At 27.9% G+C, this 16,182-nt stretch carries 11 protein-coding genes; 2 read left to right on the plus strand and 9 right to left on the minus strand.

Translation table 11 applies throughout. The annotated features are described in order from the left end of the window. Positions 1-286 precede the first annotated feature (286 nt). Positions 287-1,864, plus strand: coding sequence for a malate dehydrogenase (quinone) (gene mqo / locus BTURN675_RS02605; protein WP_052722623.1), 1,578 nt, complete (start codon positions 287-289; stop codon positions 1,862-1,864). A 272-nt stretch (positions 1,865-2,136) separates the two neighbouring features. Here mqo and der read toward each other — a convergent pair whose 3' ends face one another. The 7 genes from der to BTURN675_RS02645 all read right to left on the minus strand — a co-directional run bounded on the left by der (position 2,137) and on the right by BTURN675_RS02645 (position 11,887). Next, positions 2,137-3,516, minus strand: coding sequence for a ribosome biogenesis GTPase Der (gene der / locus BTURN675_RS02610; protein ID WP_052722624.1), 1,380 nt, complete (start codon positions 3,514-3,516; stop codon positions 2,137-2,139). A gap of 87 nt (positions 3,517-3,603) precedes the next feature. Continuing rightward, positions 3,604-4,785: an outer membrane protein assembly factor BamB family protein gene (locus tag BTURN675_RS02615; protein ID WP_158332956.1), complete on the minus strand. Its 1,182-nt coding sequence runs from the start codon at positions 4,783-4,785 to the stop codon at positions 3,604-3,606. A gap of 289 nt (positions 4,786-5,074) precedes the next feature. Then, entirely contained in the window at positions 5,075-6,382 is a 1,308-nt protein-coding gene (gene hisS / locus BTURN675_RS02620; RefSeq protein ID WP_046288979.1) for a histidine--tRNA ligase, read from the minus strand. A gap of 1,229 nt (positions 6,383-7,611) precedes the next feature. Then, positions 7,612-8,592 (minus strand): RodZ domain-containing protein, encoded by a 981-nt coding sequence (locus BTURN675_RS02630; RefSeq protein WP_046288981.1) that lies wholly within the window; start codon positions 8,590-8,592, stop codon positions 7,612-7,614. Positions 8,593-8,781: 189 nt separating this feature from the next. Next, positions 8,782-9,891, minus strand: coding sequence for a dual-specificity RNA methyltransferase RlmN (rlmN, locus tag BTURN675_RS02635; RefSeq protein WP_046288982.1), 1,110 nt, complete (start codon positions 9,889-9,891; stop codon positions 8,782-8,784). Between the two features lie 201 nt (positions 9,892-10,092). Next, positions 10,093-10,530, minus strand: coding sequence for a nucleoside-diphosphate kinase (gene ndk / locus BTURN675_RS02640; RefSeq protein WP_046288983.1), 438 nt, complete (start codon positions 10,528-10,530; stop codon positions 10,093-10,095). A 193-nt stretch (positions 10,531-10,723) separates the two neighbouring features. Then, positions 10,724-11,887, minus strand: coding sequence for an aminotransferase class V-fold PLP-dependent enzyme (locus tag BTURN675_RS02645; RefSeq protein WP_046289137.1), 1,164 nt, complete (start codon positions 11,885-11,887; stop codon positions 10,724-10,726). A gap of 484 nt (positions 11,888-12,371) precedes the next feature. Between BTURN675_RS02645 and BTURN675_RS02650 the strand changes: the two genes are divergently transcribed. Then, the gene (locus BTURN675_RS02650) at positions 12,372-13,160 is read left to right on the plus strand and encodes an inositol monophosphatase family protein (RefSeq protein WP_046288984.1); all 789 of its coding nucleotides are present in this window, start codon (positions 12,372-12,374) and stop codon (positions 13,158-13,160) included. Positions 13,161-13,543: 383 nt separating this feature from the next. Here the strand turns inward: BTURN675_RS02650 and glyA are convergent, their stop codons facing one another. Continuing rightward, positions 13,544-14,797, minus strand: coding sequence for a serine hydroxymethyltransferase (glyA, locus tag BTURN675_RS02655; RefSeq protein WP_046288985.1), 1,254 nt, complete (start codon positions 14,795-14,797; stop codon positions 13,544-13,546). Positions 14,798-15,549: 752 nt separating this feature from the next. Next, positions 15,550-16,110, minus strand: a complete 561-nt coding sequence (gene tadA / locus BTURN675_RS02660; protein ID WP_320408641.1) for a tRNA adenosine(34) deaminase TadA — start codon at positions 16,108-16,110, stop codon at positions 15,550-15,552. Positions 16,111-16,182: the final 72 nt, after the last annotated feature.

The raw sequence follows: 16,182 nt of genomic DNA on the forward strand, positions 1-16,182 counted from the left end.
TACTGTATATTAATAATATAAAATACATAAATATAACATACATATATTAATTAGTTAAGTCAAAAAAATATGCCTTAAAATAACAATTTTATTCACAGTCAAAACAAAAAATATTATAATTATAGTTATAATTATAATTATATATAGTTAATACAATAACTGTTCAAAAAAATATCATCACATATCACTAATAACATTAAAAACAAAACAACTTAGATGACTTAATATCTAAAAGTACAATTATAACATCATAAACTAATATACAACATACTAACATAAAAACATAATGAAATACTTGACACCATATAAAAAAAACAACAATAAAAAAACACACTACCAAACAACACCAATAGATATTGTGTTAATCGGGGCTGGAATTATGAGTGCCAGCTTAGCAACTGTTATAAAAATTTTAGAGCCAAGTTGGAATATTCATATGTATGAACGACTAAAAAAAGTAGGACAAGAAAGCTCAAATGCTTGGAATAATGCTGGAACTGGACATGCAGCTTTTTGTGAACTAAATTATACCAAACAAAATGAGAATGGGATAATAGATATTTCAAAAGCAATTCAAATTAACGAAGCATTTGAAATTTCACGTCAATTTTGGGCATATTTAGTAAAAAATCAATTCCTTAACAACCCTCATAGTTTTATTAATAATATATCACATATGAGCTTCGTATGGGGAGAAAATAACATCAAATTTTTACGAAAACGATTTCATGCTTTACAAAACAACACATTATTTTATGGAATAAATTACTCGGAAGATCCAAAAAAAATTCATGAATGGGCTCCACTCCTGATGGAAGGACGAGACCCATATCAAAAAATTGCTGCTACTCATATAGAAACAGGAACAGACATTAACTTCGGAGAGATAACTCAGCAATTGATAACAACACTAAAAACTTACCCTAACTTTTATATATATTTAAAACATAATGTAAACAAAATACGACAAAATAAAAATCACACCTGGCTGGTAAATATAACCGATCACAATCAACAAAACAAAAATATTCTTGCGAGATATGTTTTTGTAGGTGCAGGTGGACAATCTTTACCATTATTACAAAGTACTGGAATACAAGAAATAAACGGTTATGCAGGATTCCCAGTTGGTGGCCAATTTTTATTCACTAACAATCCCAAGATCACCAACAAACACTCAGCAAAAATATATGGACAATCACCAATAAATACACCTCCAATGTCGGTACCACACATAGACACACGTATTATAGACGGACAAAGAATTTTATTATTTGGTCCATTCGCTACATTCAGCGGGAAATTTCTTAAACACGGATCACAATCAGACATTATACGTTCACTAACTTATCATAACCTATTACCAATATTAGAAGTCGGAATAAATAACTTTCAATTAATAAAGTATCTTATACAACAATTAAAAATGCCACAAGAAAAAAAATTCAATCAATTACTTCAATATTATCCAAATGCAAAAATAAATGATTGGACATTACTAAATGCTGGACAACGTGTTCAAATAATTAAAAAAAATAACAACAACAGAGGAATTTTACAATTCGGAACAGAAATAGTCAGTTCATCTACCGGTACACTTTCAGCATTACTTGGAGCATCACCAGGAGCTTCTACAACAGCATGCATTATATTAGAAATTTTACATATAATGTTTAAAGAACACATAAATAGCACATCATGGACAAACACTATTAATGATATTATACCGTCATATAATCATACACTAAATGGTAATATCCCGCTAATTAACAAAATTCGAAATTATATCTGTAAGACACTGCAACTAAAAAACATTACCATCATACCTAAAAACAATATACACCAATACAATACTGATAATTAACAAATTATAAAATAATTAACATATATATCAATAATTAACATTAATTTATGATATTAAAATATAATAATACATAACTTAAAATTTCTAAACATTAAAAACATAACAAATAGCATTGATAACAAAAAAAGAAGTAAAAAATACACAAACCTAATTTATCTCACGAAAATTTCAACATATTTAACTATATAATATAAACATATAAACAACACAAACAATAATCGTTACAATACCACTTATAACAAAATTTCCTGATTATTATAAAAAGACAAACATTATTTACTTTCTCGAAAACGAATATCAAGATAAGAACCAAATATTTTCAGTGAACGTGAAAAAAAATTGGATAAATAACGCCTGTAATTATCAGGTAAACCAGTAACATGGTTACCATAAACAATTACAACTGGCGGTAAAGTACCACCCATATGAGCATATTTTAATTTTACTTCCTTACCATACACACGGGGAGGATGGCATTTATTTACCGCCATATGTACAGTTCGTGTCAAAAATTCAGTACTAACTGACCTTACAGAAGAGTAATACGTTTGAATGATGGATTCAAACAAACAAGGTATACCTGTACCACATAATGAAGAAATAAAATTTACATTAACAAAGCGAACAAAATTCATACGAACATTACACATTCTTTTAAATTTATCTTGAAGATCCGGGGATATAAGATCCCATTTATTAACTCCAACCACTACAGACCTTCCACTACGTAAAATATTATTCAATAATGATAAATCATTATTAGAAATTCCACAAGAGGCATCAATTAATAACAAAACCACAGTGACAGTTTGAATAACTTTTAAAGTCCTCACTATAGAAAGCGATTCTGTCAAAGACCTCACTCTAGTTTTTTTACGAATTCCTGCTGTATCAATTAAAATATATCTATAACCATTATATATGATCGATGCATAAACATTATCACGAGTAGTTCCTGGTGAATTACACACAACTACACGATCTTCACCTAAAATAAAATTAATAAAAGTTGATTTTCCAACATTAGGTGATCCCACAACCGCTAACATGATTACATCCACATTCTTTTTATCAAACGATGATAATGAATTCTGTAAACATATCTTCGATTTTAAATCATAATTACAACAACTGTCACTTCTTACTAACAATTTTTCCCATTGGAAATAAAAAAAAACTTTCTCTAGTAAATAATAAACCCCAAATCCATGAGAAGCAGATACTGAAATTATTGTTTTAATTCCAAAAAAAGAAAACTCCGCTTGCGGATTTTTTAAAGCAATACCATCAACTTTGTTAACAACAATAAATACTGATTTTTGAAACTTGTATAAAAACTTCATGATATCATAATCGGAAGGTAATAAACCAATTTGAGCATCAACAACAAATAATATAAGATCAGCTTCTGAAATTGCAGATCTTGCTTGATTTAGCACTGCAACCTCTATACCGTGATGAGCTATCTCAATTCCACCAGTATCAATAATAATTGATTGATATTCTCTCCATCTGCAAAAACCATATCTCCGATCACGAGTTAATCCTAAATTGTTAACACCTACTAATGCATCATTAGTCAATGTTAAACGATTAAATAACATCGACTTTCCAACATTTTTACGACCAATCAAAGCAATCACAGGAAGCACGATTAATTACAACCAACTTTATAATTAATATTATGATAAATTATAATACAATATTATAACACCCAAACAATTTTACCTATCGATTAATTAAAATTTATTAAATTTAAAGACAGAAACTTTTCCATTTTTTTCATAAACAACTAATTTGTCAAAAACAATTATTGGTGTACTAAAAATACTCATACCAACTTTTTCCCTTCTAAACAATGAACCATCCTTTTTAAATAACCAATATACATAACCGTGTTGGTCACCAAACAAAATATGATCTTTATAAGATACTATCGAATTTAATTGACAAGACACCCCAAATTTCTTCTTCCATATCACATTACCATTACTAGAATCAATCGCCAATATACAAGAATATTGATCCACCAAATAAATAACACCATTTTCCATTATAATATTAACCAATGAACCTATATCTCGTGACCATATCAAATCACCAGATACAATATCTAAAGCTACGATATTACCATTATAAGCAACAGCATATACCACACCATTCATTACAATTGGTGCTACAATATCCGATAATCGGTCAATATCTGTAATACCTTTCTTCACATTAGAAATTTTTCTTTGCCAAATTAATTGTCCGCTAGTAATTTCACATGCACTAACCACACCAGTAGTATCCCCAATCACTACAATATCTGAAGAAACAACAGGTAATAATGTAACCAAAAAACTTAAACCGGAAGGAATATCTAAATCCACCTTCCATTTGATAATACCGTTTCGAGCATCCAAAGCATGAAGTACACCGTTATTGGTATATACTATAACAAAACCTTGACTAACAACAGGGGTAGAAATCACCTCTCCAGAAACTCGCGCAATCCAGCAAATATTACCAGTATTTATATCTAAAGCATATACTTTAGATGATTCACTACCAACGTAACAATGCCTTTTATCAACAGCGATATCAGTAGATATTAACCCCCCATGACGACTAACCAGCCAATAATTAAAATATAAATCAAATAATTTTTTTGACCAAATACACACACCACTCTCAATATTCAATTTTTTTACAACACCATGACGATCAGCTATAAAAATATAAGCTCCATCATCCTGAACAACAGGATTGCTATTTAAATAATAATCACATGCTCCGCAACCAATTTGATTCGTCCACAACAATTTCAATAATGACCGATCACTACTATTAATTTTATGCTGAAAAAACAACGTATTCGGAAAAAATAAACCATCATGCTTTAAAAAAGCATATCCATAATTATTATAAAATATCATATATCGAATTATTAAAAATATACAAAACAACCAATAAAAAAATTTCATAGCATATCAATTGTACCCAAATTGTATATATAATCTTTATTGCATATATATATCATTCAAAGGCCATATTAATAATATTAAATTTAAACATATAGACAATTAAAACACATCACATAAATAATCAAATCATTTCAAAAAATTTATCAATGAGTTAAATCACATCAAAATAATATCTAACTAAACACAATCAACAAAACGCAACCAATAATAAAATATTACCTTAACTCGACTAAGAATATTATCAATTACTCTCAAAAATAGATAACAACTTATCAATTAACAAATTTTGCACTAGTTCTTCTTGCTTACCAAACCGAAAATCTTTTAATATAACATGATCCTTTAACATTTTATTGCTGCCTACCACTAAAGCAACACGGGCACCATATGCATATGCTTTTCTAAACTGTTTTTTTAAATTTACAATTCTATAACTAATGTACAATCGTATAGTAGGCAATATATCACGAATACGCTCTGATAGTAATATAGCACGCTTATAATCAGACATGTGAGAAATAGCAATATATATATCTATTATATTTGGAAATATATTTCTACACAATTTAGAATTAATTGCACTAATTAATAAAAACAAACGATCTAAACCTACAGAACAACCTATTGCAGGAGTAGAATAACCACCTAAATTACGCACCAAAGTATCATATCGACCACCAGCACAAACAGTATTTTGAGCACCTAAACAACTAATATTACTAATCCATTCAAACACAGTTCGATTATAATAATCTAAACCACGAATTAAACGGGGATTTATAATATATGAAACCCCTCCTGCATCTAATAACTCACATAAATGACTAAAATGAACACGAGACTCAGAATCTAAGTATTCTGTTAATATAGGAGCATTATACAATAATTTTTGAATATTTTTATTCTTGGTATCTAAAATTCTAATTGGATTAGAATGCAAACGCCGGCGAGCACTTTCATCTAAAATATCTATGTATTGCAATAAAAAATTTGACAAATCATTACAATATAACCTTCTAGAGTCCAACGAACCAATAGAATTCAATTCTAATGACAAATATTTACTAATTCCCAAAAGTTTCCAAAAACGAGCAGTCATCATAATCAATTCTGCATCAACACCAGGTCCATAATTACCAAACATTTCAACACTTAACTGCTGGAATTGACGATACCTACCCCTCTGAGGACGTTCACGCCGAAACATTGGACCAATATACCATAAACGTTGCTCTTGATACCTATTATTATAAAATAAACCATGTTCAATACAAGCACGCACACAACCGGCCGTTCCTTCCGGACGTAACGTCACGCTTTCTCCATTACGATCATTAAAAGAATACATCTCTTTCTCTACTACATCAGTTACCGTACCAATAGCACGCTTAAATAAATGTGTTGATTCAACAACTGGGGTACGTATTTCATTATAGCCATATCTAACAAGCATATCGATAAGAACCGTCTCTAAATAACGATATAAGGCCGCATCTTGAGGAAAAACATCATGCATACCACGAATAGCTTGAATATACTTTAAAGTCATAACAATAACTATTAATGTTAATAATAATACATTAATGTAACTCAATCATCACATTAATATAATGTGGTTACTATTTTTAATGCCACCGATTAACCACGAATATATTTAAAATTAAATACACTTTAAAAATTAACTACACACAAAAAATTATTTTATGTTGTTTTTTATTTTTATATACGCTGTACTCACATAAATTACTTGCATTACAAACATACACTATATAAAAATATCAATTTTTACACACTCTATACAATCACTCAAGTAATAATAAAAACATTATAAAAAAATAATTTTATTTAACATTTGTATCCTGCATTTACTCTTCTCACGCACCATGACAAATGATCTACATATGCATATCAACAAATAACAAAACTATTATCTATTTTTTAATACATGGAATACTTAAAAAAATATCACCAATAAATTATTTCACCCCTTCAAATAAAATCTATATTCTTAATAATACACAACTCACAACAACAATACATTCATTCAATAATAAAATATTGTCAACACAATTAACCTTATCATGCCATTAAAAAAAACAAAAACACCAGCTTTAATAATACACAAAATATCAAATAATTTTTTCACAAAAAATATACAAAAATAACCAATCAACTTAACTATTAACAATGAATCTAAATTTTTAATACTAACCTTAGAATAATCAAAATTAAATTTATATAGAATATATAAATATTTCATACTAAATTATAACAATACTTTTATAACATATCATTCATATCTTTTCCTAAATTACGCTAGCAAAACAATATTCTCATGAACGCAGATTAAAAAAATAAATACACATATACAATCTATAATAAATTCAATTTAATATCACCAATTATAAAAAAGATAAACCACAACAATTAAAATCAACATTCAATAAATTAAAATTCCAATAATTAAAATAACTACTGATATTTCATAAAACATATATATACTTTTTAATATATTGAAAATATTCAAAAAACTCACATTCAAACATCACTACTTACACAAATCAAAATAACCTCTTTTGAATCACACATTTATTTAATTACAGCCCAACATCTATATAGCAAGGTTAATAACCATCCATATTAAGATAATCAAATTAAAATATATAAACACCACACATAAATACACATTAAACATTTAATGAATAACATTTAAAACATTACACACCTTCTTACCTCTTTTCAAAAGAAAACAATAAAACACATTCTTTACTATAAGTACTACATAGGTATTGTTAATCGCGTAACTCTATGCGGATGAACAAACTCATCCAAGTTCACAAAATTACCTTGATATCGTATACTAATTGATCTAGGTGACCCAATAACCAATCTATAAGGAATCTGACCTTCTAAATTTATAACATCACCAGAATACTTTGTACCTACAAATAATATTTTATCATTAGCATCAACAACCTCTACCCAACACTCAGATGTAAAACTTAAAACTAAAATATGTTTATATAAACTATTACTATATGTGACATTATTAATATCATTCATGACATTATATTTTGTACTATAACTGTCTATACCGAGAGAAAAACTCTTGATATTTTTAAAATCACAAAAAAACCATGATAATGGACTCGCAATATTATCAATACAATATAAACTGCTTATGAATGAAATATGACAATTTTTATCCAATGAAAAACTTCTTGCAAATTGCTGTGTTAAATATGGCTGATTATATTCAGAAATAACAAAAGACTGTATGGATCTTAAATTAGCTATACCAAAATAATTAGTTTGCGAAAATCCATTTTGTGAATACCATTTCACCATAAAAATACAAAATACAAACAATACACAACAAACAAAACCAAATACAACCAATATTCTATATTGTCTATATAAATCTAACACACGAAATTTTTTACTTGTATTCACAGCACAAGACATTTCATCAAATCGCTGATTCAAAAAATCTGTTTCTATATCATCAATATGTACTAAACGTGCATAAGAACGAATATAGCCATATAAAAAAATCGACGCAATTTTCAATTTGTGTATATTATAACAACCATCTTCAATATTTTTTATAATAGATAATTTTAAACATAAACAATCAGCTACACTTTCTTGAGTTAAACCTACAGCTTTACGCGCTTGACGCAAACGCTCACCTATCGAAACAAATATTGATATCTGTTGCCCATTATCACTAAAATTATAATTTTTATTAATATCCATGTATCAAATTTATATACAACTAACTACATATCTCAAATTATCCAATAAAAATATAACAATATACTAATTACAATAACACATAACCACTAAAATAAAAGATACATCTTTATTATAATCATCCGATGCCGCATATACATAATATTTCAAATATTATGATATCATGAATTATATACCTAATTATCTTTAAAACTAAAAATATTGTCTTTTTTTAATAACCACTCCAACTAATTGACCACATGCAGCATTAATATCGTCACCTCTAGTTTCACGTACTGTAGCTAATAATCCATATTTTGATAAAATCTTTAAAAATCGACAAATTCGATCTTGCGAACTGCAACGATATAATGAATCTGGAATAACATTACAAGGAATTAAATTGATTTTACAAGGCAAATTTTGTAAACACTGTACTAATTGATACGCACAATTCACATAATCATTTACATGATCTAACATTATGTATTCTATAGTTACACCACGATTACGACTCACTGTTGATTTAGACACATAATATTTTATAGAATCAATCAAATCACAAATATTCCATTTTCTATTAATGGGCATAATCCTACTTCGAATAAAATCATTAGGCGCATGTAAAGAAATCGCTAATGATATATCAATCATCATATCAGCTAATTTTTTTATAGCAGGTACAACACCAGAAGTAGAAAGAGTAATTTTACGTTTTGATAATCCAAATCCAAAATTATCTAACATAATTTGTATTGCTATAACTATATTATTTAGATTTAATAAAGGCTCACCCATACCCATAATCACTATATTGCTAATAGGAGGGCCAAAAATATGATTAACATTAATCATCCTAGCAATACTCCATACTTGACCAATAATTTCAAAAACATGTAAATTTCGACTAAAACCTTGTCTACCAGTAGAACAAAAATCACATTTTAAAGCACAACCTACTTGCGAAGAAATACATAAAGTAGCTCTCATATTTTTAGGAATATATACTGTTTCAATTTGTTGATGATCAATTTTAAAACAACATTTTATAGTCCCATCACGAGAATATTGACGATTAACCATTATAGGTGTACGAATTTCTGAATGCAATTTTAACTTCTCACGCAAATTCTTTTTAATATCAGTCATACCATCAAAATTGTCACAATAATCATGATAAATCCACTTCATAACCTGATCAGCACGAAACGACTCTTCACCCAATGAAGAAAAAAAAACACGCAACTGCTGACGATTCATATTCAATAAATTAATTTTATTCTTATTACTAATAGTAATCGAACAACCTACTGAATCGGTCATGATATTATGACACTCTGAAATATTTTAATATGCAAAAAAATAATAAATAATGATTTAATTAAAAATTCTAAGTATATATTTCACAATATACTTCAACAACATCTATATACAACCTTACAAATCATACACTACACTAATAAACGTGAAAATACACTAAACACACCTAAACAAACATTTATACATATAAATACTGTTATCCTTTTAAGATATACACACACGAGTATAAATTTCTTCTTCAGTAAAAAAATAAGAAATTTCACGTATTGCAGACTCTACAGAATCAGAACCATGTACTATGTTTTCAACACAACTATCAGCATAATCTGAACGAATAGTACCACATAAAGCATTAGCAGGATGAGTGGATCCCATAATTTCACGGTTACGACGAATAACATCTTCACCTTCTAAAACCTGTAATATAACAGGACCAGAAATAATAAAATCAATTAAACTTCTAAAAAAAAATTTATCTTTATGTTCTAAATAAAATTCTTCAGCTTGATTTCTTGTTAATTGCAACATTTTAATGGCAACAATATTAAAACCAGAAATCTCTAAACGATTAATCACAGCACCAATTAAATTTTTACAAATTGCATCAGGCTTTATAATCGACATAGTACGTTCTTTAGCCATAATATAATACTCTTTCTAAATTTATTGAAAATAAAACACAATATCCTAAATTTTAAAAAAATAAAAAATTTACTAAATAAACCGGAAACACTATAACTCATAAACAAAACAACCTATTTATAAAAAATTAATAAAAAAACAAATAAATCAAAAAATCATATCCAAAATTACATTTGACTCGATAATAATTTAACTAATTATGACACAACAAACATATAGTCTTAATCAGGAAAGACATTTGACGTACAAGAAAATCAATTTCCTCTTCAGTTGTATACCGTCCAAAAGATAAACGTATTGAATTCAATGCTAATTCTTGACTAAGACCCAAAGCACGTAATACATGTGATGATTTAAAATTAGAAGAAACACAAGCAGATTTAGATGAAACAGCAATATCCTTTAACGCCATTAAAAACATTTCACTATTTATATTATCAAACGTTACATTTAATATTGTTTTTACATTATTTTCTAAATCTCCATTAAAAGAAACTCCTTCAATACCTTTCAACCCTTCTAATAAACGATAATATAATTTCCATAAAAATGGCATTTCAGTTATCATTTCTTGTTGAGCAATATTACACGCCTCACCCATACCAACAATTTGATGAACTGGCAAAGTACCAGAACGTACACCCCGCTCATGACCACCACCATGAATTTGAGATTCAAGATCAATATTTGAATTACTACAAATATACAACGCGCCAATACCTTTTGGACCATATAACTTATGAGCACTAAACGACATCAAATCTATAGGCGCATCTGACAAATTAATACATAACTTTCCAACACTTTGACTAGCATCAACGTGAAAAAATATACCATTCGAATGGCACAAATTACCAAAAGAAACTATATCTTGAATAACACCAATTTCGTTGTTAACATGCATTATTGATAATAATATTGTATCATTTCGAATAACATCAACAATTTGTTTAATAGAAATTAACCCATTTTTTTTCGGGGTAACCCGAGTAATCTCAAATCCTTGAGATTCAAGATAAGAACATGTACTCAATACTGCCTGATGTTCAGTAGCACTTGTAATAATATGACGCCCTTTTTTCCCACAATAACGATAAACAATACCTTTAATTGCTAAATTAATCGATTCAGTAGCACCTGAAGTAAAAATTATTTCATCAGAATTAGCACCTACCAACGAAGCAACTTGATTGCGAGCAACATCTACAGCCTCTTCCGCTTGCCAACCATAATAATGAAAACGAGAAGACGCATTACCAAACACTCCATCCAATGTAAGATATTTACTCATTTTTCTTGCAACTCTTTTATCCACCGGCGTGGTAGCTGCATAGTCAAAATACACGGGTAATTTCATATAAATTAAATCCACACAAAATACATGTTATCATATTTCGCTAAAACAATATAATCATTTTAACTAATCATCAAAAAAATAACGCTATAAAATCACACAAATATTTAGTAATATACATAACAGTTATTATTTATTATGATTAATATTTATATTAATACAAAATATTTTATATATTATGTAAAAATATTATATTTTATAATTATACTATAATATATGTGACATTTAATCACTAAACCAAAAAAATAAACTACTTAGTTAAGGAAAATATAAAATAACAAAATCTTCAAATTTCATACAAAATTATTAATTTTCTGTTTATTTGATAATTAATACACACCGTTATTCTTTTAACAACAAAACAAAATTAAAAAAAATATTTATTTTATAAAATACACATTATACATGTATAATACATGCTAATAATACTTCTATTAAAAATTACCGATTCTTTTACAAATTATTCACATCAAGGATGAATAAAATTATGCGTCCAATGCTTAATGTTGCTATCCAGGCCATACGACAAGGAGGAAACTTTATTATTAAACAATATGAAATGTTAAACACTAAACATATAAAAACTTTAAAAATAAAAAATGACCTACTTATAAATATTAATAAAAAAATAAGCCAAATTATCACTAACGTTATTAAAAAATACTACCCTCTAGATACTATTTTTATAAAAAACCAACAAAATTGCATGAATTTAAATAACAACACACAGTGGATAATTAATCCATTAGATAGTCAAACTAACTTTATAAAACATATTCCATATTTTGCATCATCTATCGCTGTTCAAATCAAAGGAAAAACAGAAATTTCAGTAGTATACGATCCTATCCATAACGATCTATTCATCGCCAGCAAAGGACAAGGCACTCAACTAAATGGTTATCGAATTCATAATTATATTACTAAACAACTGATACACAACTATGAAATTATAACTTATTTTCCATATTATAACAAAGAACACACTACTATAATGCATACATTAAATAATAAACTATACACCATAAAACATGATATAGATTTTCGATATAGTGGCGCTATTACACTAGATTTCGCATACGTTGCTGCTGGTCGCATTAGTGCGATATTTGCAAGTAATCTAAATACATACAATTTTACCAGTGGTGCACTCCTCATACAAGAAGCAGGAGGATTAATACTAAATTTAAATCAACATAAAATATCCAACAACACATCCAAAAACATTATTGCTGGCAGCCCAGCATTAATAAAATTAATAATCGCTAAAAATTAATATTTATATTTTGCATTTTATAATAAAAAATACAACAAATACCAAACAAACAATAACCATTGTTATACTAACTAATTGTATAATTATACCAATTATATTACAACAATATAATCAAATAAAATCTTTAAATAAAAAGATAACATTCAAGACAAACAACAAAATTACCATACAACCAATATTTAATTACATCGAATACAAATTAAAACACACATATAGTTAATATATAACAATATATATAATATATAATGAAATTTCAGAAAATGAAAAACAAGACATAACACTCATTATAAAATAAATCAATGCAACACAATAAATACATAAATTAAAAGATATTAACTACAGACATACACTAAATGAACAAAATAATCTGAAATATTACTACACTAAATATATACTGGATAACGCTCACAAATATTTAACACATGTTTTTTAATAACATGCATGCAGTCCTTATCATTGATATTTTCTAACATATCGCATATCCAATCAGCAACATTAGATACATCATGAATACCCAACCCACGACGAGTAACTGCCGCAGTACCAATTCGTACTCCAGATGTAATATAGGGAGGATGACAATCATTCGGAATAACATTTTTGTTAACAATGATATTAATTTCTCCTAAAATGCTTTCAGCTGCTCTTCCAGTTAAATTCTTATTCATTAAATCCAACAAAAATAAATGATTACTAGTACAACCAGAAACCACTTTAAAGTTTCGAAATAAAAATACTTTAACCATAGCCTGTGAATTTTTAACAATCTGATGTTGATATACTTTGAACTCATCGCTCATTGCTTCCCGTAAAGCAATCGCTTTAGCAGCAATAACATGCATTAATGGTCCACCTTGAGAACCAGGAAATACCGAAGAATCAATTTTTTTATATAATCTTTCATCACCGCATGACGATAAAATCAAACCACCCCTAGGACCAGCTAATGTTTTATGTGTAGTTGTAGTCACCACATGAGCATACGGTAATGGATTAGGATATATATCAGCAACGACCAAACCAGCAACATGAGCCATATCAACTAATAAATAAGCGCCAACATTATCAGAAATTCTACGCATCTCTTGCCAATCACAAATCCCAGAATAAGAAGAAAAACCGCCAATAATCATTTTAGGGCGATACATTTTTGACAAATCAAATAATCTCTCATAATCAATATGCCCATTATTGTCTACACCATAAAAAACCGATCTATACAATTTTCCCGAAAAATTCACTGAAGAACCATGAGTTAAATGCCCACCATGCATTAAATCCATTCCTAAAATAACGTCACCAGGATTTAACAAAGCATTATAAACCGCAAAATTCGCTTGAGAACCTGAATGAGGTTGAACATTAACGTATTCAGCACCAAACAAAGATTTGGCACGATTAATACTTAATTGTTCTATAACATCAACGTACTCACAACCACCATAATAACGCTTTCCTGTATACCCTTCAGCATACTTATTGGTTAATTGAGATCCTTGTGCCTCCAGAACACGAGTGGTGACATAATTTTCAGAAGCTATTAATTCTAAATGTTCCTCCTGCCGTACACGTTCCCGTTGCATGGCCTCCCATAACTCCGGATCGTAAGTATCTATCTTTTCAATACTTTTCAACATACAATTTTCCCAAACGTTAAAAAATATATTTAACAACTAAATTATAACCACATACTAAACATATCATTTTTTAAACACATAATGCAAAATATTATAAATGTATAATTTAAAACACTACCATAAAAAACATTTTATCATGTAACATACTATCTTTAATATATTCTAAAATATAGCAAATAATTATAAGTACTGGAATGTTTTTAACATACAAACTACTAAAAATAATTTTTTTACACCGCAAATAAAAAATCTTTTTAACACATCTAACATATAATCATATAATATATACGTTATCTAAATATATACGTTATCTAATGTAAAATATTAAACGATTTACACGATATATAACACAACCATACATATCAAAAAAATTACCCGCAAACTAACATACAATTATTTAATATTTAATATAATCGATATAATATGCTTAATATATCTTAAAACAAATAACAAAAAAACTGACAATGATTCTTAAACAACGTATAACATATATATACCACCAATTAAAACAACTAACAAAAAATATCCCAATAAAATAACATTCAATACAAATACATCTCTTCTATTTACTATGTTAAAAACAAAAAACACTAAAATAGAAATATCTTTTTTATATATAAATTACAAATAAAATGAATTTAATCTATGATCAAATTTAAAGAATATTTTTATATTACACAACCACAAACCACATATACTAAAAAAATTAATCACTGTAATTTAAGATAAAGACTGTTAATGGTAACATCTATTTATAAAGAAAAATTTTTCTTTCTTTTATTACAAAAAAAACCAGCTATTTGGTTAGAACATAATTTTTGCAATACACCGCCAGTAAAAACAATACGATGATTAAACATAACACGATCTAAACTTCCTTTGTGTGAAACTAACACACCCCCCTTCGAATTTTTAGCACCAAACACTAACCGAAAGATACGCGCATGAATCATTGCACCAAAACACATAATACATGGTTCTAAAGTTACATAAAGAGTTGTATGCAATAAACGATAGTTCCTAATCACTTTTCCAGCTTGTCGCAAAGCCATAACCTCTGCATGTGCGGTAGGATCATTACAAGTAATAGAACTATTCCATCCTTCACCAATAATGCAACCATCTAACACTAAAACAGCACCAATTGATATCTCACCACGAGACACCGCACGATCAGCTAACATTATAGCATAACGCATCCATATTTTATCATCAGGCAACTCATAACACATCAAATTTCTCAAAAACAAAAAAAATAAACAACAACAACAATATACTACTAAACATAATAATACTGCAACAAAAAATAACACACTATTGAATACTTCACAAAAAATAAAAAAAATTATATTACAAACAGAAATTACAACACTCTATTAATTATA

The organism is Blochmannia endosymbiont of Polyrhachis (Hedomyrma) turneri (assembly GCF_000973505.1).
Classification (GTDB): domain Bacteria; phylum Pseudomonadota; class Gammaproteobacteria; order Enterobacterales; family Enterobacteriaceae; genus Blochmanniella.